Origin of the sequence: Shouchella oshimensis, assembly GCF_002019765.1 — a bacterium.
In the GTDB taxonomy this organism is placed as follows: Bacteria; Bacillota; Bacilli; order Bacillales; family Bacillaceae_D; genus Shouchella; species Shouchella oshimensis.
This window is the reverse complement of sequence record NZ_KV917380.1, coordinates 1,983,062-2,005,674: the sequence shown is the minus strand read 5'-3', so window position 1 is coordinate 2,005,674 and position 22,613 is coordinate 1,983,062. Positions and strand designations below refer to the sequence as shown.

27 protein-coding genes are annotated in these 22,613 nt (G+C 40.7%); all 27 read right to left on the bottom strand.

All coding sequences use genetic code 11. The annotated features are described in order from the left end of the window. Positions 1-34: 34 nt before the first annotated feature. The 27 genes from qcrB to BK583_RS10005 all read right to left on the bottom strand — a co-directional run bounded on the left by qcrB (position 35) and on the right by BK583_RS10005 (position 22,578). Positions 35-706 (bottom strand): menaquinol-cytochrome c reductase cytochrome b subunit, encoded by a 672-nt coding sequence (gene qcrB / locus BK583_RS10135; RefSeq protein ID WP_035398380.1) that lies wholly within the window; start codon positions 704-706, stop codon positions 35-37. A 13-nt stretch (positions 707-719) separates the two neighbouring features. Further along, a complete protein-coding gene (locus BK583_RS10130; RefSeq protein WP_055737661.1) occupies positions 720-1,211 on the bottom strand; it encodes a Rieske (2Fe-2S) protein in 492 nt (163 codons plus the stop codon). 123 nt (positions 1,212-1,334) lie between these two features. Further along, positions 1,335-1,802, bottom strand: coding sequence for a YpiF family protein (locus tag BK583_RS10125; RefSeq protein WP_038480215.1), 468 nt, complete (start codon positions 1,800-1,802; stop codon positions 1,335-1,337). 60 nt (positions 1,803-1,862) lie between these two features. Then, positions 1,863-2,411, bottom strand: a complete 549-nt coding sequence (locus BK583_RS10120; protein ID WP_055737660.1) for a ReoY family proteolytic degradation factor — start codon at positions 2,409-2,411, stop codon at positions 1,863-1,865. Positions 2,412-2,525: 114 nt separating this feature from the next. Further along, positions 2,526-3,779 carry a tetratricopeptide repeat protein gene (locus BK583_RS10115; protein WP_055737659.1) on the bottom strand — a complete coding sequence of 418 codons (1,254 nt, stop codon included), beginning with the start codon at positions 3,777-3,779 and terminating at the stop codon, positions 2,526-2,528. Positions 3,780-4,057: 278 nt separating this feature from the next. Continuing rightward, positions 4,058-5,149: a prephenate dehydrogenase gene (locus BK583_RS10110; protein ID WP_055737658.1), complete on the bottom strand. Its 1,092-nt coding sequence runs from the start codon at positions 5,147-5,149 to the stop codon at positions 4,058-4,060. A 26-nt stretch (positions 5,150-5,175) separates the two neighbouring features. Beyond that, positions 5,176-6,273 (bottom strand): histidinol-phosphate transaminase, encoded by a 1,098-nt coding sequence (gene hisC / locus BK583_RS10105; RefSeq protein WP_055737657.1) that lies wholly within the window; start codon positions 6,271-6,273, stop codon positions 5,176-5,178. A gap of 68 nt (positions 6,274-6,341) precedes the next feature. Next, positions 6,342-7,151, bottom strand: coding sequence for a tryptophan synthase subunit alpha (gene trpA / locus BK583_RS10100; RefSeq protein WP_055737656.1), 810 nt, complete (start codon positions 7,149-7,151; stop codon positions 6,342-6,344). After that, on the bottom strand, positions 7,144-8,346 hold the full coding sequence (gene trpB, locus BK583_RS10095; protein WP_055737655.1) for a tryptophan synthase subunit beta: 1,203 nt from the start codon (positions 8,344-8,346) through the stop codon (positions 7,144-7,146). Before trpB ends, trpA begins: the two co-directional genes overlap by 8 nt. Further along, positions 8,321-8,974, bottom strand: coding sequence for a phosphoribosylanthranilate isomerase (locus BK583_RS10090; RefSeq protein WP_055737654.1), 654 nt, complete (start codon positions 8,972-8,974; stop codon positions 8,321-8,323). The genes trpB and BK583_RS10090 overlap by 26 nt, the downstream gene beginning before the upstream one ends. After that, positions 8,971-9,738, bottom strand: a complete 768-nt coding sequence (gene trpC, locus BK583_RS10085; protein WP_055737653.1) for an indole-3-glycerol phosphate synthase TrpC — start codon at positions 9,736-9,738, stop codon at positions 8,971-8,973. The genes BK583_RS10090 and trpC overlap by 4 nt, the downstream gene beginning before the upstream one ends. After that, on the bottom strand, positions 9,731-10,756 hold the full coding sequence (gene trpD, locus BK583_RS10080) for an anthranilate phosphoribosyltransferase (protein WP_055737652.1): 1,026 nt from the start codon (positions 10,754-10,756) through the stop codon (positions 9,731-9,733). Before trpD ends, trpC begins: the two co-directional genes overlap by 8 nt. Further along, positions 10,749-10,937, bottom strand: coding sequence for a hypothetical protein (locus BK583_RS10075; RefSeq protein ID WP_038480243.1), 189 nt, complete (start codon positions 10,935-10,937; stop codon positions 10,749-10,751). The genes trpD and BK583_RS10075 overlap by 8 nt, the downstream gene beginning before the upstream one ends. Positions 10,938-11,145: 208 nt before the next feature. Then, positions 11,146-11,514, bottom strand: coding sequence for a chorismate mutase (gene aroH / locus BK583_RS10070; protein ID WP_055737651.1), 369 nt, complete (start codon positions 11,512-11,514; stop codon positions 11,146-11,148). Positions 11,515-11,516: 2 nt separating this feature from the next. Then, positions 11,517-12,593, bottom strand: a complete 1,077-nt coding sequence (gene aroB / locus BK583_RS10065) for a 3-dehydroquinate synthase (RefSeq protein WP_051667524.1) — start codon at positions 12,591-12,593, stop codon at positions 11,517-11,519. A 2-nt stretch (positions 12,594-12,595) separates the two neighbouring features. After that, complete coding sequence (gene aroC / locus BK583_RS10060; RefSeq protein WP_038480252.1) at positions 12,596-13,768, bottom strand: chorismate synthase; 1,173 nt, start codon at positions 13,766-13,768, stop codon at positions 12,596-12,598. An 81-nt stretch (positions 13,769-13,849) separates the two neighbouring features. After that, positions 13,850-14,638, bottom strand: a complete 789-nt coding sequence (locus BK583_RS10055) for a CheR family methyltransferase (RefSeq protein ID WP_055737650.1) — start codon at positions 14,636-14,638, stop codon at positions 13,850-13,852. Between the two features lie 158 nt (positions 14,639-14,796). Further along, positions 14,797-15,240: a nucleoside-diphosphate kinase gene (gene ndk, locus BK583_RS10050; RefSeq protein WP_038485682.1), complete on the bottom strand. Its 444-nt coding sequence runs from the start codon at positions 15,238-15,240 to the stop codon at positions 14,797-14,799. A gap of 197 nt (positions 15,241-15,437) precedes the next feature. Next, entirely contained in the window at positions 15,438-16,409 is a 972-nt protein-coding gene (gene hepT, locus BK583_RS10045) for a heptaprenyl diphosphate synthase component II (protein ID WP_055737649.1), read from the bottom strand. Between the two features lie 164 nt (positions 16,410-16,573). Then, positions 16,574-17,461, bottom strand: coding sequence for a UbiA-like polyprenyltransferase (locus BK583_RS10040; protein ID WP_055737648.1), 888 nt, complete (start codon positions 17,459-17,461; stop codon positions 16,574-16,576). Positions 17,462-17,476: 15 nt separating this feature from the next. Continuing rightward, complete coding sequence (locus tag BK583_RS10035; protein WP_038480262.1) at positions 17,477-18,193, bottom strand: demethylmenaquinone methyltransferase; 717 nt, start codon at positions 18,191-18,193, stop codon at positions 17,477-17,479. Next, positions 18,190-18,891 (bottom strand): heptaprenyl diphosphate synthase component 1, encoded by a 702-nt coding sequence (locus BK583_RS10030; protein ID WP_055737647.1) that lies wholly within the window; start codon positions 18,889-18,891, stop codon positions 18,190-18,192. The genes BK583_RS10035 and BK583_RS10030 overlap by 4 nt, the downstream gene beginning before the upstream one ends. An 88-nt stretch (positions 18,892-18,979) precedes the next feature. After that, the gene (gene mtrB, locus BK583_RS10025) at positions 18,980-19,201 is read right to left on the bottom strand and encodes a trp RNA-binding attenuation protein MtrB (RefSeq protein ID WP_051667525.1); all 222 of its coding nucleotides are present in this window, start codon (positions 19,199-19,201) and stop codon (positions 18,980-18,982) included. An 82-nt stretch (positions 19,202-19,283) separates the two neighbouring features. Next, entirely contained in the window at positions 19,284-19,838 is a 555-nt protein-coding gene (gene folE / locus BK583_RS10020) for a GTP cyclohydrolase I FolE (RefSeq protein WP_038480271.1), read from the bottom strand. Positions 19,839-19,947: 109 nt separating this feature from the next. After that, positions 19,948-21,426 carry a stage IV sporulation protein A gene (gene spoIVA, locus BK583_RS10015; protein WP_038485685.1) on the bottom strand — a complete coding sequence of 493 codons (1,479 nt, stop codon included), beginning with the start codon at positions 21,424-21,426 and terminating at the stop codon, positions 19,948-19,950. Between the two features lie 204 nt (positions 21,427-21,630). Further along, positions 21,631-22,356 (bottom strand): YphF family lipoprotein, encoded by a 726-nt coding sequence (locus BK583_RS10010; RefSeq protein WP_055737646.1) that lies wholly within the window; start codon positions 22,354-22,356, stop codon positions 21,631-21,633. Between the two features lie 12 nt (positions 22,357-22,368). Next, the gene (locus tag BK583_RS10005) at positions 22,369-22,578 is read right to left on the bottom strand and encodes a DUF2768 domain-containing protein (RefSeq protein WP_038480277.1); all 210 of its coding nucleotides are present in this window, start codon (positions 22,576-22,578) and stop codon (positions 22,369-22,371) included. Positions 22,579-22,613 lie beyond the last annotated feature (35 nt).

The following is a 22,613-nucleotide window of genomic DNA, read 5'->3' as shown; positions in this document are numbered from 1 at the left end:
AAATTCCCTCCTTTTTTATCAAATATGGGTTCTCTTATAGAGGTCCAGAGATTCCCTGTCTACGAATCATAATAAAGTGGGCACCTAATAGTCCAAGTAGTGCCGCTGGTAAGAAGAATACATGAATGGCAAAGAAACGCGTTAACGTCGCAGCACCAACGATGTCACCACCAGCAAGTAACGCTTTTGTGAAATCACCGATAATCGGTACACTTTCTGCAATTTCAAGTGTTACAACAGTTGCGAAGTATGCTTTCATATCCCAAGGTAACAAGTAACCTGTTAAACCAAGCGCAAGCATAACGAAGAAAATTAACACACCAACAACCCAGTTTAACTCACGTGGTTTTTTATACGAACCAGTGAAGAATACACGTAAAGTATGTAGAAACATCATGACAATAACTAAACTCGCACCCCAGTGATGCATACCGCGAACAATTTGCCCCATTGCTACATCATTTTGTAAGAAATATACGGATGCATGGGCATTAACAATATCTGGTACGTAATACATTGTCAGAAACATTCCTGACAAAATTTGAATGACCGTTACGAAGAATGTTAATCCACCGAAACAGTATATGAACGCCGAAAAGTGATGAGCTGGGTTAACGTGCTCAGGCACCTCGTGATCCGCAATATCACGCCACATAGGAGTAATATCTAGACGCTCGTCCACATAATCATAAATTTTTTGTAGCATTTTTGCGTCCCTCCTAGTCTCTTCGGTTTACCTCTCCAAGGTATACGGTTCCATTTTCAACACTGACTTCAAACACATCTAACGGTCGACGTGGTGGTGTTCCAGGTACGTTTGTACCATCTTCTGTAAATCGACCACCATGGCATGGACACGCGAATTCGCTCTCATCTTCGTTATAAGCAATTGTACAACCTAAGTGTGTACAAACGGATGAAAGCGCAACAACATCGTCACCATCTAAATAGATGTATGCTTCTTGCTCAACAGTTGATTCATACCAAGAATCTTGTTGGCTAAAGCTCCTTGTGAATCGCTGCGGCGAATCTGTTAATTCGTCTAGCTCGCATACCGCTACCATAGAAGACTCAGCGCCTGCTTTTAATGCAGGATCAAGGGCAAAACGAACCATAGGCATTAACATACCTGCAGCCATAAATCCACCTACTCCTGTGAGCGTGTACGATAAAAATTGCCGTCTCGAAACTTTGTGCTCTCTTTCGCTCACTTCTAAACCTCCTAACAGTTCAAAATCGACCAAGTTTAGCTTGGTATCATACAGATTAATACTAGGACGTTACTATCATACTATAACCGCATACATTAAGCAATATGAGTTAGAATAGCGCTTTCAGCGTTTTTTTTGCCATAACCCTGTAATTAACGGCAAAATTTGTTGCATTTGATCATCCATGACTTTTTTTCTGTTTTTTTGTTCAATGTATTCAAGGGCAATGGATGGCACGTACACTAATTGCAACGGCTCTAATGTTTGTTCATCCTGCTTCCAATTCGCATCTGATGTTAACAAAACGATATAGTGAAATCCTGCATCCCCTAATTCGGTTTGCCAGATCTGTAGACGCTCTCTTTTTGCTTCTGCTGATTCGGTATCATTGTAGCTAAATGGCGGAAACAGCATGACCCGTCCTCGAAATTGACGTTCCATTTCCTCACTTAAAATTGTTGTAAATTCAGTCGCTTGAATAGTTGACTTAATGTCTGCCGTTAACGATACCTTTACAAGGGGTACAATGGCTGTATCGACGTAATCTCGGGATTGTAAATACGTATCGGTGTCTTCGGTTCTAAAGCGCATCTGACCACTTCCTTCCTCTTTTTTAGTATACCAAAAAAAACAGAGCCTTCGGGCTCTGTTTTAGGAGTTTTTTAATAAATGATTTAGTTTTTCTGTTAAAGCGAGAAACGCTTCTTTATCATGTGCATCTAACGCTTGATTAATTTCATCATTTATTTTGTTCAACTGAAATTGGCGAATGCTCTCAGATAAGACAACGTTGGCCTCTGATTCAAAGCGTTGCTTTCGTTCTTTTGTTTCTGGTAAATATGGGTTGTCTTCGAGAACCGCTAGGTACTGCGCATGAAGTTCTTGATCCTTAAAATGAAGTTCAATGTAAATCTCTTCTGTATGATTTAAGCGAATATCGTGAAACGCTTTTTCACAGTCTGTTGTCACGTGGTGCTGCTTTCGAAACGAAAATGGAACGGTGTCGATTCCTTGAGTAGAAATGATAAGTGCCTTTGGCGTTTCATCGGAACGGTCTAAAAAATGGACTCGTTCCATTAAGCCATCATCGTTCATTAAATAATTTAGCAACCAAGCACACTCACGGCGTTTTAATTGATGTCGTTTGAGGAAACTACGCAAAAAAGACTTTTTATCCATTACAGGAATAATACTACCCAATTGCTTTCTCCCCTTTCCTTTTATAAAAGCACCAAATAAGATTCTCTTGTACATTTCGCCTTAAGATACAGCATTCCCTTTTCTATTGACTTGAATTCTTTTCAACAAATCTTGTCATTCCTCGTGTTGGAGCTGGTCAATCAGCTCAATTAAGTCTGTTCTTGTCGGATCAACGTGAAGCGCTTGTCCAAATAACTCAGCTGCTTTCGTTCGTTTCCCTTCTTCAAGGAGAAAATAGCCGTATTCAATTAAAAAGTCGGCATCCTCCTTAAAAAACGGTTCAGCTTCTTCATATAACAAACGAGCTTCTTCATAAGACTCCAATTGTGCTTTCGAAAAAGCGTGGTACCACGTTAGTACAGGGTCATGTTCTCCATACTCTTGAACGTGTTCAACAAGCTCTTGTAGCTCTTCAGCTCTCTCGTCTTCTTTTAACAGTGCAGCAAGTGCTTGAATACTAGTCATATTCGAGGGATTTAGTGCCAAAGCCTGACGAAAGTACTGCTCAGCACCGACAAGATCGTTCATTTTTGTCAGCACTTGACCAGCCATCATCGGGAGCTGGTCATTAAATTCATCCATTCGAATCCCATCTTTTAACGTCTCGAATGCCTCATCTAGACGATTTTCGGCTTCGTAAGCTTTTGCAAGTGGCATATAAACACTTGTAAAATCAGCGTCCAAACTTTTTACTGCACCGAGCTGTTCAATTACAACTGGGTAATCACCCTGTTGATAAGCAGTAAAGCCAAAGCTGAATAATTGGTCAGGGGTCATTTTATTTGTTTCTTGTTGATGGTATAAGTGTAATGCCTCTTCAAATTGTCCATTCCCACTATATGCTTCTGCCAGTGATAACCCAACGTTCACTTCACCTAATTGAGCGTGAAGAGATTGTTTTAAATACGGTATTGCCTTATTATATGCCCCTTGATTTAAATAAAATTCACCTAGCGCATAGATAAGGATCATTTCTTCAGGGTCTTTTTGTAATGCCGCAAGTAACTTTTGTTCGGCGACTTCATCAAGAGCTTGTAATTGATACAAATCGGCAAGTAAAAGTTGCGCTTGTACAAAGCTGTCATCCTTTGCGCCAACTTCTAGTAATAATTCAATTGCTTCATCCTCTTGATCTTCATCAATCATCATTTCCGCTGAAAGAATGGCTAAGGAGCCTTCATCTGGATAAAGGGAACGAAGCTCTTCAACAATGGTTCGTGCTTCTCGAATATGCCCAAGTTCGTAATAGAGCTCAGCCGCTTCAAACCGAATTTGATGGTTATCTGATAAAGCATGTTCGGCTATATACGCTAAGGCATCTTCAATGTTTCCAGCCTCTATTTTAGAAAAAACATGTTCTTTCAACATAAATGTTCTTGCTCCTTTTCATAACAAACGGTATACGTATAGTTTATATGATCATTCGTCATACGGGCAACCTTTCTGTTTCAGAAAAAAACAAAAGATTTTTATGAATAGTATTGACTTTGTAAGCGTTTTCTTTTATTATCTAATTAGCGTATGGTTTCTCTCCACTCCTATCCATACATTTTAGCTTTTATAGCTAAACCCCCTTGAAAAGCGTAAGCGTTTTCAAGGGGGTTTTTTTATACAAACGCCTGACCTGTTCAATCAGACGCTTCTTACTATTGTTCGTAAATTTGGTAATGGCGTTCGATTAAAACTGTTCGAGCGTGCGTTCGATCTTCTTCTGAGCGGAAGCTTAACCGTAAAACACCCATAATGTCTTCTCTTGCTTCGAGAATGCGAATGTTGGTCAAATGAATTTTATTTTCCGCAAGAACATAGGTCACGTCTGATACTACTCCGAGGTGATCGGGAACATCAACATATAAGTCATAAAACGCTGGAATTGCTCCACGAGATTTCTGCGGTAACCCCTCACGAATTTGACGAGCTCCTGCAAAAAATTGATAAATGCTCTCATGATCTTCTTCTTCAATGAATTCACGGATTTCATCCATCTCTCGCTGCCACTCATTCATTAATCGAATCATTTCTTCTTTATTATGTACTAAAATATCACGCCACATAATAGGACTTGCTGAAGCAATTCTTGTAATGTCTTTAAAGCCGCCAGCAGCAAGCGCGGTCACTTGATCATCTGTTGCTTGCATCTTTTCAAGTTGATGAACGAGTCCGGCTGCTACAATATGTGGAAAATGACTGACAACACCAACAAGTCGATCGTGTCGCTTTGCATCAAGTTCAATAAAGCGCGCTTTCGTCAATTTCAAAATATTTTTTAACGATATCATTTGGTCCCTAGGTGTCTTTGCCGTTGGTGTTAAGAGGTAGAACGCATTTTCAAATAAATGTTCTTGTGCTGCCGTCACTCCTGATTTATGTGAACCAGCCATTGGATGCCCACCAATAAAGCACACAGATGGTAAAAGCTGCTCAGCTTGCTCAACGATCGTTCGTTTCGTCGAGCCTACATCTGTTAAAATAACACCCTTTTTCAAGGACATTGTGCTTAGCTGCTCTATGATCTTTATGGTCACACCTACTGGCGTGGCAATAATAATAACGTCAGCACGTTCAGCCCCATCCTCTAAACGTGTTACACGCTCATCAATAATCCCTAACTGATGAGCCATATTCGTTTCATCCTCTGAAATATCAAAGCCTATTCGATGAAAAGTTGAATCCTGTTTCAAAGCAAGGGACAATGACCCCCCAATTAGGCCCATACCAATTATAAAGATGTTCGTCATGCTGTGGTCCTCCCTGCACTACTTCATTACGTTTTACATGTGTTAAAAATGGTCGGTGCCACTTCTAAGAAAGCATCATTTTCTTCTTTACTACCAATAGAAATACGAATACCGGTTGGATACCCTAGCGCTTCACCAGAACGAAGAATAAACCCTTTTTCAAGGAATGCTTGAAAAAGTTGATTCCCTGGAATGCCTGTCTCAACTAAAAGGAAATTCGTTTCGGAGGGATACACAAAGAAACCCTCTTTCTCAAAATACGCTCTTAAACGCTGCTTTTCTTGCTGATTTTTTTCTTTACACAATCGAATAAACGCTTCGTCCTCTAGTGCGGCTAGAGCAGCTTGATGCGCAATCGCATTGTTATTAAACGGAGGTCTAACAGGGTCAATCGCTTGTGCAACGCTCTCACTCGCAATGCCATATCCTACTCGTAAACCAGCTAATCCATACGCTTTTGAGAACGTACGTAACACAACTAATTGTGGATAGTGAGAAAGCAATGATACGCTATCAGGATAATCATCGGTTGTCACATATTCGTAGTAAGCCTCATCTGAAACGACTAAACACTCTTTTGGAACACGATCTAAAAAGTGTCTAAATGCTTCACGACTTAACGCGACACCGTTAGGATTATTTGGATTACAGACCCAAACAATACGCGTTTGCTCGTTAATCGCAGCAAGCATCGCTTCTAAGTCATGATCTCCACTGCTTGTAACAGGAACCTCTATAATTTGAGCATCTTCAATGGTTGCATTTAATTTATATTGTGAAAAAGAAGGCGTCGCCATAACCGTATTGGTATTAGACGATAAAAACCCACGACATAGAAATTGTATCACTTCGTCGGATCCATTCCCTAACATAATTTGCTTTTCACTTACTTGATGCTTCGATGCTAAAGCTTCCCGTAGCTCTGTTCCATAGCCGTCAGGGTAAATAGCCGTTTCGCTTGCAACCATCGCAATTCTTTCTGCTACTTTTGGTGACGCTCCGTATGGATTTTCATTTGAAGCCATTTTTATGACATGATCTAATCCATATTCGCGCTTCACCTCAGCAATTGGTTTGCCCGGTGCATACGCAGGTAGACCACGAATTTGTTTTTTAACGAGCATGTCCACACCTACTTTCAATAATATTACTAGTTATCCTACGAAAAAAGAGCTTTTTCTTCAACATTTTTTTAACGAGATACTGTATTTATTCCTTGAAGCTCACCAATATAGTGTTCAATCTCCGCAAGAGCCTTTTCTTTTTCTCTTTCAATTAGAAGTTGTTTTCCCCGCTTTTCTATTTCTTTCACAATCGCACTTCCAATTACAACTCCGTCAGCGTACTGTTGAATAGCTTCTACTTGCTCACGTTTATGAATACCGAATCCAACCACACAAGGAACCTGAGCGTGCTGCTTTACTGTATCAATAAACTTTTTTAAATCAGCAGGCAATTGGTCACGAGCACCGGTCACGCCGGTCGTTGATACACAATATAAAAAACCACTTGCAGATGAAGCAATTTTTTTAATCCGCTCTCTTGAAGTGGGGGCTACCATTGATATAAAAGACAAGCCATTTGCTTTACATAATGTGGCCAATGTCTGGGCTTCTTCAAATGGTAAATCTGGAACGAGAACACCGTCTACTTCAAACGTCGATGCCTGTTCAACAAAAGTTTCGAATCCGTATTGATAAAGAGGATTTGCATACGTAAACAAAATAATGGGTACATGGACACCTTTGCTTCGAGCTAATGGAATCATCTTTAAAATTTGCGGTAGTGTGGTTCCTGCTTTAATAGCTCGAATAGAAGCTGCTTGTATAGTAGGTCCATCCGCTAAAGGATCAGAGTACGGCACACCTAGTTCAATAACATCGGCCCCTTGCTTTTGTAATGAAAGCAGTAGCTCAATCGTCACGTCAAGAGAAGGATCTCCCGCCGTTATAAACGGAATGAACAAATCATCCTTTTGTAAAGCTTGCGCCAACCTATTCATGGGAAGAACCTCCTTCAACATTTTTGTAAATGGTATGCATGTCCTTGTCGCCGCGTCCGGATAAACAGATTAAAATTGTTTCATTTTCTCCTACTTTACTTTGTTTAATCGCTTGAGCAACAGCATGTGCTGATTCCAGGGCACAAATAATGCCCTCGTGTTCAGCGAGCATACGCAGAGCAGAGAGAGCCTCTTCATCTGTTACCGCTTCATACGTAACACGACCTGAATCTGCTAAATAGGCATGCTCTGGACCAATTCCAGGATAATCAAGACCAGCTGAAATAGAATATGGCTCTATAATTTGACCTACCTCGTCTTGAAGTAAATACGTTAGAGAACCGTGAATGATCCCTTTTGTTCCTTTTGTTAACGTTGCAGCGTGATGAGAAGAATCGACGCCAAGGCCGGCTGCCTCCACACCAACTAACGTAACATCGTCTTCAATAAATGGATAAAACATGCCAATCGCATTACTTCCTCCACCAACGCACGCAATAATAGTATCAGGCAATTTTCCGTAATCAGTGAGCATTTGCTCTTTTGCTTCATCACCAATAATACGTTGAAATTGACGAACCATTTTTGGATAAGGGTGAGGACCCACTACAGAACCAATAATGTAAAACGTATCGTCGGCATTCGTTACCCAATGGCGAATGGCTTCATTTGTTGCATCTTTTAACGTTTTACTTCCACTCTTAGCTGGGATCACTTTCGCACCAAGAAGCTCCATTCGAAACACATTTAACTGCTGTCGCTCCATATCGGTTTCGCCCATATAAATTAAACAGTCCATGCCAAACTTCGCGGCTACAGTTGCCGTCGCTACACCATGCTGACCCGCGCCTGTCTCAGCGACAATTTTCTTTTTACCCATTCGCTTTGCTAACAATACTTGTCCGAGGGCATTGTTCAGCTTATGTGCGCCTGTGTGCACTAAATCTTCTCGTTTTAAATAAATCGAGACATTTCCTAATGCTTTACTAAGCTGGTCGGCATATGTGATCGGAGTTTTTCGGCCTGCATACTGTGTTAACAATGTTGTTAATTCACTTGTAAATGCAGGATCTGCTAGTGCTTCATCCAAAGCCGCCTCTAATTCCTCTAGTGCACTCATAATTGTTTCTGGTACATATTGCCCGCCGTACTCACCGAAACGACCTTGTTCAGTTGGATAAAGATCCGTTTTCATCTCTTTTGATCACCTCTTCAAGCTCTTCCACTGCTCGTTTATTTTTTCGTCCGTTTTGCTCTATCCCGCTGGATAGATCTAAACCAAACACGTTATAGTGTTGTGCATCTTGGATATTGTCTTTGTTTATTCCACCAGCAATAAATAGAGGCGTGTCATAACGGTTTGCAATTTCGATAAACTTAGGAATATGCCTCCACTCAAATGTTTGCCCTGTTCCACCCCACGCTTGTGCGCTTTTTGTGTCAAGCAGAAGAGCATCTACATAAGGAGCATAACAGTGAAGCTGCTCAACTGTACGATCATCAACATGGATGGCTTTCCAAAGATCAATAGTTGGATAAGCATGTCGAATGGCTTTAACAGTGTCCACTGACTCACTTCCATGAAGTTGAAGAACGTGGAAAATATTCGCTTCGAAAAGGGGTTTTATTTGTTCTATTGTTGCGTTTACAACGAGAGCGACATTTTTCTTTTGATGAGGAACAGACTGAATCCAACCCATTACATCATCAAGAAACACTTGACGTTTACTTTTCGCAAATACGTATCCAATGTAATCACATAATGAGTGAGCGACAACTTCTAAATCTTCTTTCGATTGAATGCCACAATATTTCGTCTTCATCTCACTGTCCGCTCATTTGCAAACAGGCTTTCAATGGCTTTAGAACGATCTGTCGCTTTCATTAATGTCTCACCCATCAACACACCATGAACACCTAAATTTTTTAAGTAAGTAAGGTCATCCTTTGTACGGATGCCACTTTCCGACACAATAACCGCTTCTTTTGAAAGGGATGGTAAAATCAATTCTGTTTGGTTAATACTCGTTTGAAACGTTTTTAAATTTCGGTTATTCACACCAACAATTTCTGGTTTGATATATTGAAGCAATGTGTGCGCTTCTTCTTCATCATGTACCTCTACTAGACATTCAAGCCCTAATTCATACGCTTGTTCATAGAGCTCTCGTAGCTGATTGTATTCCATAACGCCTGCAATCAGCAAGATCGCATCCGCTCCAAGTCGATAGGACTCTTCCACTTGCTTGGCATCAATAATAAAGTCTTTCCGTAAGACTGGAAGGTCAACGGCGTCTTTTACTTGCTTGATATATTCTTTCTTACCTTTAAAATAGGGGTAATCGGTTAACACACTAATAGCAGACGCACCAGCCATTTGGTACGACCGGGCAATCCCTTTAACATCGAGGGTCTCAACTAACAGACCTTTTGAAGGCGACGCTTGCTTAATTTCTGCAATTAAACCTAGGTCAAAAGTAGACTCCAATAGAGCTTGTTTTAAACTGACTCGCTTTACCGCTACAGGAGCCGGCATTTCTAACAAACGGACTTCTTCTTTTTTGGTTGCAATAATCTGATCAAGCATGTTTTATCCCTCTCTTCTTAGATTGTAGCGAGGTCAAATAAAGTTGGGATTGACCATTTGCAATAGTCCGCTTTGCTTCTTCTATACCAACATGAATGGAAGATACATAATCACCTGCGTATAGAGCAACACCTGCATTAAACGCTACAATATCAATTGCTTCTTGTGGCGCCTCATTTAGGAGTACTTGATGAATTAAAGCAGCACTCTCAGCAGGGGTTTGGACTCGGATGGACGCTAAAGATCCACAGGTAAAACCAACGTCTTCAGGCTTTATAGTAATGGCATCAATTGTATCTTCCTTCACATCAACAAGGTACGTTTCACCATGAATCGCACATTCATCAAGTCCATCGGCACCACTAACAATAACCGAGTGTGTTGTACCGAGTCGCTGCAATACGTGTCCAAATTGATCAGCGGTTGCACGGCTATTAACGCCTACCAACTGATGTTTAGCGCCCGCTGGATTTGTTAGCGGACCTAAAAGATTAAAAATGCTTCGAAAGCCTAGCTCTTTTCTCGTTTTCATTACATGTTTCATAGAAGGGTGATACAGAGGGGCAAACATAAAGCATAGTGATTGCTCTGTTAGCATAGTTGCTGCTTCTGTCACAGATGTTTGAATATCAATATGAAGCGCTTCAAACACATCGGCACTTCCTGTTTTTGAAGACACAGAGCGATTGCCGTGTTTCGTTACAGGTATATTCATTGATCCAAGGACAATGGCAGTTGCAGTGGAAATGTTAAACGTTCCAAGTCCATCCCCACCAGTCCCACATGTATCAATCGTTCGTTCTAATTGAACAGGAAATGGTTCAGCCATCCCTCGCATTGCCCGAGCAAAGCCAACTAGTTCATCTGTTGTTTCTCCTCTAAATCGAAGCAACGTCATAAAACTAGCAATCTGGCTGTCTGCCAATCGTCCATGCATAATTTCGCCCATAAGCAACTCTGCTTCTTGTTCGCTTAGTGTACCATTGTCTAAACAGCGGTGTAACATCGCTTTAATCATGGCATACACCTACTTTTGTAAACGCAACAAGGTGATACCTACATACATAGCGAGTGCGCGACATGAAATTGGATAGTGGAATAAAAGAAAGGTGAAGCATTGGCATATCTTGATTACCCGTCTGCTTCTTACTTGTTGTACGTTTCTTCACTTGATCATTAAGGGGATTTATTTTCTTCATTTACCACTCACTCCTTGTGACGTGAAAATGAAGAGCGGTTGGAGGATTGACGCATCTCCAAATATATTTATAGGAAGGGTTTTTTACTTCGTCTACATTCTCTCCGCTCTGCTCATTCTCAACTAATCTCTACTCTAAACTCTACTCATCTAATCTTGCTTGCACGTAGTCTAACGCAAAAAACCATTGACGTCAACCCATTAAGTACCTAGCCCTTTTGCAGAAGATCTGGTCGAAGCGTGATCGCCTGATTTAAGAAAGTATGACAAACATCTTGCTGATCTCGATCCGTTTGTGCAGTCATCATCACCCGAATGCAACGAGGCAAACTTCCTTTCACAGGAATTTCTTGGGCACACATAACTGGTACAAAATCAAACCCTTTTAAATTACGTAAAGCTTTGGCTGGGAAGCAAGCATCAATATCATCTGTTACAGTGACAAGCACTTGCGCAATATGCTCTGGTTGAATCTCATTATCTGCTACCATTTTTCGAAGGAGGCGTTCAGTCTCACGTTCAATTTCTGTTGCTTCATTTTTTTCAACTGTCGTCGCCCCACGAATGCCTCGCATCATAATCAATGATCTCCTTTTTCTACTGTTAATTCTGCTACTAACTCTTCTGCAGTAATCGGTTCAATCGTCGCTTTACCTAATGCGTTTAATAATACGTAATGAAGCGTACCGTGACGTGCTTTTTTATCTTTCATCATACGCGAAATTAAATCCTCTACCCCTAACGAAGTAGGAATTTCAACAGTATACCCAAGAGATTGAATCCACGCTACGTACCGATCAGAAGCAAGATCAATGCTGTGGTAACGTTCACTAAACTTCAATGCAAAAGCCATTCCGACCATAACAGCTTCACCATGTGTCACCTTGCCGTAACCTAGCTCTGCTTCAATGGCATGACCTAATGTATGACCAAAATTCAAAATCCCACGAATGCCCAGCTCTTGTTCATCCTGCTGCACAATGCGCGCTTTTAACGCTATGGCTCGTTCAATCATACGTTCAAGCACCTCGTCGCTAATAGACGCCAGCGAATCAATCTCCTCTTCTAGCCATACTAAGAAATCATGATCCGCGATAAATCCCATTTTGACAATTTCAGCAAAGCCTGAACGCCATTCTTTTTCAGGGAGTGTTTTTAGAAGCTGGGGATCATAGAGAACCAGCTCCGGCTGGTGAAACAGCCCAACCATATTCTTACCCTTCTCTAAATTAATGGCTACCTTACCGCCAACACTTGAATCATGGGCTAATAATGTCGTTGGTACTTGTACAAAAGAAATACCACGCATATAGGTACCTGCTACAAAGCCAGCTAAATCACCAATAACTCCGCCTCCAAATGCGATAATGACCGATGAGCGATCAAGCTGATAGTTAAAACAATCATTTAATAGATCTTCATATTGAGCAAACGATTTAGACTGTTCTCCACTTGGAACAATTGACACATGTACAGCTGTGTGTGTGAACGTTTGAAGAAACGTTTGAAGATAATGAGTCGCAACCTGTTCATCGACAATGAGCATGTAACGCGAAGCAGGGGCAACTTTTTCAATAATCGATCCGGCTTGATTTAGGATGCCTTGTTCAATTATGACATCGTAGCTTTTATGCTCTGTTTGCACATGGACCTTCATAATTAAAACAGCCTTGCTTTTTCATTGTGTCGCTCTATAGCCGCTTGAAGATCTGAAAGTTGATCTGCCGGGAACGTGTCTAGCAGGCTGTTTGCAATTTCCCAAGCCACGACATTTTCACACACCACTGAAGCGGCTGGCACTGCGCAACTATCAGATCGCTCAACACCTGCATCAAACGCCTCTTTTGAATCAATATCCACACTTTTCAGTGGTTTGTATAAGGTCGGTATCGGCTTCATAACACCTTTTACAACGACTGGCATACCGTTCGTCATTCCACCTTCAAAACCACCTAAACGGTTCGTTTTTCGACTATAACCTGTTTGTTCATCCCAAATGATTTCATCATGAACTTGACTACCAGGTTTTCGCGCCGCTTCAAAACCTAGACCGATCTCAACACCTTTAAAGGCATTTATGCTCATAACCGCTCCGGCAATTTTCCCGTCTAGTTTTCGGTCATAATGAACATGGCTTCCTAATCCGATTGGCAATCCTTCGACCACTACTTCAACAACGCCACCAATACTATCACCATCTTGCTTTGCTTGATCAATGGCTGCCATCATTTTCGTGCCCGCTTCTTCATCAAGACAGCGAACCGGAGACGCTTCCGAACGTTCTTGAATCGTTTTAATAGGAAGGGACTCTCCCACTTTAGCTTCGATACCACCAATTATTCGAACGTGACCGGCTACTTCAATGCCAATGGCCTTTAAAATAACTTTTGCAAGCGCCCCACAAGCTACACGAACGGTGGTCTCTCTTGCTGAAGAACGCTCTAATACATCACGCATGTCGCGATGACCGTATTTGATTGCTCCATTTAAATCTGCATGTCCTGGTCGGGGACGGGTTAAGCGACGTCTCATCTTCTCTTCTTCTTCTTTGGAAATAGGCGCTGACCCCATAATTTTTGTCCAGTTTTTCCAATCATTGTTTTCAACAACGAACGTAATCGGAGCACCAGTTGTATAGCCGTGTCGAACCCCGCTCATAATTTTCACTTGATCCTTTTCGATTTGCATCCGGCGACCTCGACCATATCCACCTTGCCTGCGTGAAAGCTCACGATTAATATCCTCTTCCACCAGACGTATTTGAGCAGGAACACCTTCTATAATAGTTGTTAATTGCGGGCCGTGGGATTCACCAGCTGTAAGAAATCTCATTTTGTCCACTCCTTCTACCAATTGCTTTATCACTTTTACGCGCTAAATTATAATCGATTATACCAACTATATTGCAATTTTTCAATTTGTTTTCTGATAAAAAAAAGGAGCTATCGCTGTTAATCCATATGTATGAGGGTGAAAAATTTGCTCTGTACTTCCTACAAACAGAAGCCCTCCTTCTTTTAAAGCATCACTTAGTTTCATGAAAATACGTTCTTTCGTTTCTTCTGTAAAATAAATGCATACATTTCGACAAATAACCATATCCATCTGTTTTGGGAAATCGTCATGGATCAAATCTAAAGTAGAAAATGAAACCATTTCTTTAATCTCGTCTACGACGCAAAAATCAACGTCTTCTTTTTGAAAAAAGCGACTTAGCATCTCTTCTCCTAAAACGGTTTGTGCTGCTTGCGCCGAGTAACGGCCACTTTTAGCTTTACGAATCATCTGTTCATCTAAGTCTGTTGCTTGCACCTGATTATTCTCTAGGGGTAAACCGTTTCGCTTACATAGCATCGCTACAGTATATGCCTCTTCACCTGAAGAGCAGGCAGCACTCCAAATAGCTAATGGTTTTTTTGTCAACTGGTGGCGAGTAGATAGCCAATCTGTTACACGTTCCCAGCGATCTGCATTTCGAAAGAAAGAAGTAACATTAATTGTCATTTTTTCTTTACATTCAGACAAAAGAGCCGGGTCTTTTTTAAGTGCCTCTCCATATGCCTTCATGCTACTCATTCCATGTTTTACACTTAATGACCGTAAACGGCGTTCCATTTGCGAGCGTTTATACGCTTGTAAGTGAATGCCTGTTAACGTTGCGAAAAGATCAGAAAAGGCTTCGTAATCATCTTGATCGTGCATATTCAAACGCTCCATCTCTTTCATTTTTCCTATTAGTGTACCACGAAAATGCTTAAATCGGGTACATTCGACCTTTTAGAAGGATCTTGTCTAACATAAAAAAGTACGGAAGGATGAAAAGACATCCTTCCGTACCCTCTAACGCTTGTGCATGACACTTACACCCAAACGTTTGTATTTTTTTCATATGTTGAAAGCTCTTCTTCTGAAAAGAATATGCCAATTTCACGATCAGCACTTTCAGTAGAATCAGAGCCGTGAATCACATTCATACCAACTTGAATGGCGTAATCTCCACGAATAGAACCTGGTGTAGCTTCAGCCGGATTCGTCGCGCCGATTAAATGGCGAGAGATTTTCACAGCTTGTTCACCTTCCCAAACCATTGCAAACACTGGACCCGATGTAATAAAGGTAACAAGCTCATTAAAAAAGGGCTTTTCACGGTGTTCACCGTAATGAGTCTCAGCTGTTTCTTTACTTAACGTTACAAGTTTACCCGCCACAAGTTTAAATCCTTTTTGCTCAAAACGAGAAACGATTGGTCCAATTAAATTACGTTGAACTCCATCAGGCTTAATCATCACATATGTACGTTCCAACATTCCAACCCCACTTTATCTAGTTTATTCGTTAACTCTTTTAGTATAGCAAATGAAGTAAGCGCTAACAATAAAAATAGCGAAAATATTCGTTTTTCCTCGCACGTTGACACTTTTCTAGTAAAGAGAATATTCCCACTATTATCCACAAAAAAACCGGATGAGGAATGTTCTCAACCGGCTTTTTATAACGTGACTCAATACTTCCGTCGACCAATATAAGCGGCAACTTGTTTTAAATGGGTCTTCGCCTCACAATTAGGGAATTCATTTAGCAGCGCATACGCTTTGCTTAAATAACGGTCACTTAAGTCTTGCGCATACTCGATTCCGCCAGAGTTACGTACATCATTCAGGAACGGTTCCATCGTTATCGTTTTTGCTGTGTCTTTCGTTAATTCTTTCCTTAGCTTTTCTTTAAACGATGGGTTCGTATCCATCGCATACAATGCAGGAAGGGTTACATTCCCTTGACGTAGATCCCCACCAGCTGGTTTTCCGAGTTGTTCTTTTGTCCCGACAAAATCTAATATATCATCCATAATTTGATAAGACATGCCGAGGAAATAAGCAAAATAATACATTTGTTGTTGTAGCTCTTCTTCTACATTCGCTGCAATCGCACCTAACTGAGAGCTAACCGCAATTAAAAGAGCAGTTTTTCGTTTTATTCTCCTAAAGTATGTGCGAATGGTTTGATCCCAATTGTATTGATCTCTAATTTGTTCAACTTCGCCAAGACACATTTGATGCATTGCATCGGAAATAATTACATGTACACGCTTATCTTGAAACGCTTTCGTTGTTTCAATGGCATGACCAAAAATATAATCTCCTGTATACATGGCAACACGATTATCCCACCTTGCCATAACCGTCTCATTTCCTCTTCTTAATGAAGCATTATCAATCACATCGTCGTGAACTAAAGAACCCATATGAATTAACTCTAGCGATGCAGCGATATGCTTTAATTTTTCCAAGTCGTAGTTTCCAAACTTTCCAGCTAAAAGAACAAGAACTGGACGAATTCTTTTACCACCCGCTTTTAAGAGATCCGTCGATGCCTCGTTTAAAACGGGGTGTTCAGCTGAAAGTGTACGTTCTAATATGGATTCAATGTATTCAATATCTGTTTGAAACTCTTTATATATTTCTGCTAACTTCATGAACGCCACCCTTATGCAGCCTAAAGGTCTGCTCGTTTTATAAATGGTTTTCTTTTTTCTCACTAGTGATACGGTTATACGGGATGGTTACGCCCCTCTCTATCGTATAAGAGAAAGTTTTTTTCATTTTTCCCTAAATCTATCTGCCTTCGTCAGCCCGTTTTTTAAAAGTATCGCAAAAACAACATATCAACAAAAGCGAAGGCAAACAGCATGACAGAAAGGGTACCATTCATCGGAAAAAATGCAAGTTGCACTTTAGATAAATCATCCTTCTTCACTATGGAGTGCTGATAAATCATGATCATGCCTGCAACAAGTACGCCGATTAAATAAAACCAACTAAGTGGAGAATAGAAAAAGAGTAAAACAAAAAAAAGAAAACTAACAATGTGAAAACCTCTCGCGATTACAAGAGCTTTTGCAACGCCAAAACGGCTTGGTATTGAATACAACCCGTTTGAAGCGTCATAGTCGGCATCCTGAGTGGCATAAACGGTATCAAATCCAGCTAACCAAAAAAGGACGGCGCCAAACAACACGAAAGGCATCAATGATAATTCACCTGTAACGGCAACCCAGCCACCAAGCGGAGCAATTCCAATTGTCACACCTAGTACAACATGACATAGCCATGTAAATCGTTTCGTGTAAGAGTAGAATACGAGAAAAAAAACAGCAATTGGTAATAGATATACAGATAATAGATTAAGATTAAACGCAGCAAGAAATAGAAGGGCAAACGATACGGTAATAAAGATCCATACATCTGCTTTCGAAAGTAATCCTGCTGGTATCTCACGATTTGCGGTTCTTGGATTATGTTTATCAATTGTAGCGTCAATCACACGGTTCAACGACATAGCTGCACTTCTAGCCCCGATCATGGCAATCGTTACCCAAAACCATTGTAAAAACGTTGGAAAATGGCCGTTCACTACAAGACTGCCTAATAACATAGCAAAAAATGCAAATGGAAGTGCAAAAATCGTATGTTCGATTTTAATCATTCGCATAAACGTTTTTGTTTTTGATCCTACTGCTATCCCCATTAATGATAACTCCTTCTACGAGTCCTTCTGCGGCTTTTGTCCTAAATGCATAGAGGCAACACCGCCAGTATAACTCTTGACTTCAACGTTTATCATGCCTGCTTCACGAAACATACTCGCTAACTTCTCTCGATTGGGGAATGCTAACGTTGATTCATGTAGCCACGCGTATTCATCGTATTTTTTAACTAGCAGTTTTCCAGCAAGAGGCATGACATGTTTAAAGTAAAAGAAATAGAGTTGTTTAAAACCTGGAATAGTCGGCTGAGATGTTTCCAGACACACAATTCTTCCACCTGGTTTCGTTACACGTACCATTTCCTTCAAGACTTGCATGTAATCTGGTACATTTCGAAGTCCGAACCCAATTGTGACATAGTCAAATGTATTGTCTTCAAACGGTAGATCCATGGCGTTCCCTTGAATCAATTCAATGTTTTTCATGCCGTATTGCTTTACTTTTTCCTTGCCAACTTCTAACATGTTTTCACTAAAGTCTAAACCTACTACTCGTCCACCGTCTCCAACAGCTTCACTTAAAGCAATGGACCAATCGGCTGTCCCACAGCAAACATCTAGAGCAGAATTGTTTTTTTGAACAGCCATGCGTTTCATTGTATCTTTACGCCATGCTTTATGCCGTTGCAAGCTAATGACAGAGTTCATCAAATCGTATCTCTTATGAATAGACTGAAAAACGCTGTGAACGCGCTCCTCCTTAGACTGACTCATGTTGTAAGCCTCCCATAAAAAAACTGATCGAGAATATCATTGCGTTGGCTATTGAGGAACGACTTTAGTGATTGCTCCGTCTGGACAAGCTTTTTCTGTAACACGTTGATTGTTTCTTTATCGACAGTCGCTTGTAATTCCCTCTTCACTCTTTTGGTTAAAAAGAATCTCTCCAGTCGCTTTACATACGCTTCATCCGTCTCTTTTTGAATAATTCTTAGCAAGAGTAAAGCATCGACCGTTGCTTTTTGATCATATAGTACTTCTACTGTTAACGACTTGTCCATGTAATGAGCCATTTTCAATTCGTAAATCTCTTGAAGCGTGCTTCCAAATAATTCAACCATATCGACTGCATTCACGCCTGCTAACGATTGATAGTAACGCGCACTATAAAAATCTCCAGCAAGTACATTTAGCTGCCTTCTCTTTTTTAACCGATCGTCGTCCTCATTATGTAACGAAACAAGATCATGAATCATGACACCAGCATGAACAAAGCCCCAAGCCAGCGATATGGCCAGAGCTCGTTCTTCTGGCTCCACTTCACGAATGAGTTGGTAAGCAAGCCACAATTCATCTTGGTCCGGTCGAGTGTCGTCAATATATTGTTGTAAATAATCATGTTGCACTAGTTGGTCAAAATGCTGTTTTAATTCAGTAGCAGTTGAAATATCGACCGCTCCTTTATCTCTCATACAAACTTTCCTTTCTTTCGCCTGCTATACAGATGATCTCTATCAAGTATAGCACAGCAACCATTCATAAACACTACATCCTGCTAATTTACTCTTCATCTGTGTCCATAGTGCCATGACTTGTTTGAATAACAGCTTTTCCTCTTATTTTCACCGCAGACGTATGCTCTGTAAATTGCCCAATCATGACTTCACCTTTGTCAAGTTTTTCCGAGTGATGAAAACGTGTATCAGAACCACGTGTTAAACCAATGACTTGTACACCATTTTCCCTTGCTTTAATAACAAAAAAATCAGCGTTTTGACTCATCTTTTCTCCTCCACTATTAAACGAATTTTTTGCGTTGCATATGAACGAATAAAACCAACCATCTCTTATTAGAGGTTCTCACTTAAATAAATGACAAAACTTCTTGTCTTGCTATTGGGTCGTCTTTGAAAACACCGCGAGCAGCTGTTGTAACTGTTTTAGAGCCAGGTTTTTTAATACCTCTCATCGACATACACATATGTTCAGCTGAAACAACTACCATGACACCTTTTGCCCCTAACGTTTCTTCAAGTGCGTCAGCAAGTGTTTTCGTCATTCTCTCTTGAACTTGAGGCTGTCTCGCAATGCCATCTACGGTACGAGCGAGTTTGCTAAGCCCTGTCACTTTGCCTTCATTTGGAAGATACGCAATATGAGCTTTTCCGAAAAAAGGAACTAAATGATGCTCACACATAGAATAAAACGTTATGTCTTTAACAAGCACAAGCTCTTCGTGATCTTCCGTAAAGACCGTTTGCAAATGGGTTTTCGGATCTTCGCGCAATCCACTAAACATTTCTTCATACATTTTTGCAACGCGTCTCGGTGTATCAATAAGCCCTTCTCTCTCTGGGTCTTCACCTACTGCCTCCAGAATCATTCTTACTGCGGTTTCTATTTTATGTTGATCAACCATTCTTGTCCCTCCATCATCGTGCTATCCACTTCGAATCTCTTATAAAGATTAGCAAAAGTATCAAGGAAAAGCAAAAAGAACTCACTCCTAAGGGAGAGAGTTCTTTTATTCACAAAATAATCGCAATTAACCCACCAGAACCTTCGTTAATAATTCTCTCTAGGGTTTCTTGTAACTTATAACGGGCATTTTCTGGCATTAACGAAAGCTTTGCAGAAATCCCCTCACGTACAATCGAATTAAGTGATCGCCCGAAGATGTCGGAATTCCAAATTGAAAGTGGATTTTCTTCAAAGTCTTGCATGAGATAGCGGACGAGTTCTTCACTTTGCTTTTCGGTTCCAATAATAGGGGCAAATTCTGATTCTACGTCCACTTTCACCATATGAATAGACGGCGCTACAGCTTTTAACCGAACACCGAAACGCGACCCTTGACGAATAATTTCAGGTTCATCTAAACTCATATCGGCTAGTGACGGTGCAGCAATGCCATAACCGGTTTGCTTAACCATTCGCAAGGCATCAGCCACTTGATCATATTCGGTTTTTGCATGAGCAAAGTCTTGCATCAAAGATAAAAGATGGTCCTTACCACGTATTTCTACACCGACTACTTCTTTTAATACTTGATCGTATAGCTCATCTGGGGCATACAAATCAATCTCGGCAATACCTTGCCCCATTTCGATACCGGCTAGTTTGGCTTGATCAATAAATTCGAGTTCTGTAAATTGGCTAACAACACGATCAACGTCTCGCAAACGCTTGATATCTTTAACCGTTTCACGAACCGACTCTTCATAACTTTCTCGAAGCCAATGGTCGTTCTTCAGTACCATTACCCAGCTAGGTAAATTCACATTCACTTCATGTACTGGGAACTCAAACAGAACCTCTCTTAATACACTATTAATATCATGCTCGTTCATGCCTTCAACACTCATAGCCAGTACCGGAATATCGTATTCTTCTGAAAGCGAAGACCGAAGCTGCTCTGTTTCTGGGTGATGTGGTCTTACACTGTTAACGATCATAATAAATGGTTTACCAACTTCTTTAAGCTCTTCCACAACTCGTGATTCTGATTCAACGTAATCGCTCCTTGGAATGTCCCCAATTGTGCCATCAGTTGTCACAACAACACCAAGTGTAGAGTGCTCTTGAATTACTTTCCTCGTCCCAATTTCTGCTGCCTCTTGAAATGGAATCGGTTCTTCATACCAAGGTGTATGAATCATGCGAGGTCCATTTTCATCTTCGTAGCCTTTTGCTCCAGGTACAGCATAACCAACACAGTCAACGAGGCGAATATTTACATCAAGCCCTTCATCAACATGGATGGAAACGGCTTGGTTTGGTACAAATTTTGGCTCCGTCGTCATGATTTGTTTACCTGCTGCGGACTGTGGAAGCTCATCTTGAGCCCTGTTCTTATCTGCTTCATTTTCGATGTTAGGAAGCACCACAAGTTCCATGAATTTCTTAATAAAGGTCGATTTTCCCGTGCGAACCGCTCCAACGACACCGAGATAAATGTCGCCACCTGTTCGCTCCGCGATATCTTTGAAGATATCTACTTTTTCCAACAAGATCATTCCCCTCCCGGTCAAGTAAAATATGATGCAGCCGAGTCTTATACCTCTAACCACTACCAATTCTATGACATTGTCCTATTAATATGACTGACTACGGTGAATATTTTTCTGCATCCACTCTTGAAAGGGGAGACGATAAAGATAATGCCCCTTCCAATTCTATCTTACGAGTGGAAGGGGCAATCTAGACCTATTTTATTCATTTTCATAGAATTTTGTATCGTATTGAATCCCGTCAGCTTCTGAATACGTATACGGAACAGAGAACACAGGAACAAATGGTGCATCTTCATACAGATAAGTTCGCAAATCCGTTTCAGTCGCAAAAGATCCATCCATCTCTGATTGTAATTCAATTAAATCCAATCGATAGTCGATCATAATGTCACCACTATTTGTATAAAGCAATGGCAAGCGAGTTTGATTATAAGGACTATCAATATAAGGCTCTTCTTTATAACCAAGCGCTTCAAAATCCAATGTAAACAAGTCATAATCAAGAGATTCTTTAATAGGCGCATAGGTATGCTCGCGTCGATAATCATTAATTCGTTGAGTTAACGTATTGATCTCATTCATAATACGCACATCAATAACTTTTACCTCAGGCTCTTCTTCTACATTTACTAGGACATATTGATAAACTCCTCCATTTTCAAACGAAGACCCTGGTGCATCTTGCATATAGGTTGGGATAAGCTGCCTAAAATCAATGACATAGCGCTGATATAAGTTCGTGCTTTCGTCGAACGTTTTAATTGGCAATACCCCAGTTTCCTCTTGAAATTGATCAATTGCTGCTTGTACACTTGCCATTTGATCGGCATAAGGCACTTGATTTTCAACTCGCTGTTCGTTGGGTAGCATACAGCCCGCTAACAAAAACACAATGGCAACACTATAAATGGTCAAGCGTTTCATTCTATAACCCCTTTATCTCATGAAGTTTGACGTGGGTCCACCAATTACAATATAGGCGACAATTAAACCAGCCACAACCATACAGATAAATGAAAACGCTAAAACAATTCTCGCTAAAAATCCACTTAATTTTGTTCTAGCCAAAAAGGCTGTGCCGGCTGATACAAACATTAAAATAATTCCACCAAATGATATGTACATATTTAGCATAGCTAAGGACATTTTATACACCTCTCTTATCCTTCCATCCTTTCAAG

Bases quoted from the DNA above. Each gene is read 5' to 3' on its own strand.
- qcrB (WP_035398380.1), bottom strand. From the start codon at position 706: ATGCTACAAAAAATTTATGATTATGTGGACGAGCGTCTAGATATTACT.
- BK583_RS10125 (WP_038480215.1), bottom strand. From the start codon at position 1,802: ATGCGCTTTAGAACCGAAGACACCGATACGTATTTACAATCCCGAGAT.
- BK583_RS10115 (WP_055737659.1), bottom strand. From the start codon at position 3,779: ATGTTGAAAGAACATGTTTTTTCTAAAATAGAGGCTGGAAACATTGAA.
- BK583_RS10110 (WP_055737658.1), bottom strand. From the start codon at position 5,149: ATGACGAACATCTTTATAATTGGTATGGGCCTAATTGGGGGGTCATTG.
- hisC (WP_055737657.1), bottom strand. From the start codon at position 6,273: ATGCTCGTTAAAAAACAAATTCGTGGTCTACCTGCGTATGCACCGGGC.
- trpA (WP_055737656.1), bottom strand. From the start codon at position 7,151: ATGAATAGGTTGGCGCAAGCTTTACAAAAGGATGATTTGTTCATTCCG.
- trpB (WP_055737655.1), bottom strand. From the start codon at position 8,346: ATGAAAACGGATCTTTATCCAACTGAACAAGGTCGTTTCGGTGAGTAC.
- BK583_RS10090 (WP_055737654.1), bottom strand. From the start codon at position 8,974: ATGAAGACGAAATATTGTGGCATTCAATCGAAAGAAGATTTAGAAGTT.
- trpC (WP_055737653.1), bottom strand. From the start codon at position 9,738: ATGCTTGATCAGATTATTGCAACCAAAAAAGAAGAAGTCCGTTTGTTA.
- trpD (WP_055737652.1), bottom strand. From the start codon at position 10,756: ATGATTAAAGCGATGTTACACCGCTGTTTAGACAATGGTACACTAAGC.
- BK583_RS10075 (WP_038480243.1), bottom strand. From the start codon at position 10,937: ATGAAGAAAATAAATCCCCTTAATGATCAAGTGAAGAAACGTACAACA.
- aroH (WP_055737651.1), bottom strand. From the start codon at position 11,514: ATGATGCGAGGCATTCGTGGGGCGACGACAGTTGAAAAAAATGAAGCA.
- aroB (WP_051667524.1), bottom strand. From the start codon at position 12,593: ATGAAGGTCCATGTGCAAACAGAGCATAAAAGCTACGATGTCATAATT.
- aroC (WP_038480252.1), bottom strand. From the start codon at position 13,768: ATGAGATTTCTTACAGCTGGTGAATCCCACGGCCCGCAATTAACAACT.
- BK583_RS10055 (WP_055737650.1), bottom strand. From the start codon at position 14,638: ATGCACGATCAAGATGATTACGAAGCCTTTTCTGATCTTTTCGCAACG.
- hepT (WP_055737649.1), bottom strand. From the start codon at position 16,409: ATGAAGTTAGCAGAAATATATAAAGAGTTTCAAACAGATATTGAATAC.
- BK583_RS10040 (WP_055737648.1), bottom strand. From the start codon at position 17,461: ATGGGGATAGCAGTAGGATCAAAAACAAAAACGTTTATGCGAATGATT.
- BK583_RS10035 (WP_038480262.1), bottom strand. From the start codon at position 18,193: ATGAGTCAGTCTAAGGAGGAGCGCGTTCACAGCGTTTTTCAGTCTATT.
- BK583_RS10030 (WP_055737647.1), bottom strand. From the start codon at position 18,891: ATGAGAGATAAAGGAGCGGTCGATATTTCAACTGCTACTGAATTAAAA.
- mtrB (WP_051667525.1), bottom strand. From the start codon at position 19,201: ATGAGTCAAAACGCTGATTTTTTTGTTATTAAAGCAAGGGAAAATGGT.
- folE (WP_038480271.1), bottom strand. From the start codon at position 19,838: ATGGTTGATCAACATAAAATAGAAACCGCAGTAAGAATGATTCTGGAG.
- BK583_RS10010 (WP_055737646.1), bottom strand. From the start codon at position 22,356: ATGAAACGCTTGACCATTTATAGTGTTGCCATTGTGTTTTTGTTAGCG.
- BK583_RS10005 (WP_038480277.1), bottom strand. From the start codon at position 22,578: ATGTCCTTAGCTATGCTAAATATGTACATATCATTTGGTGGAATTATT.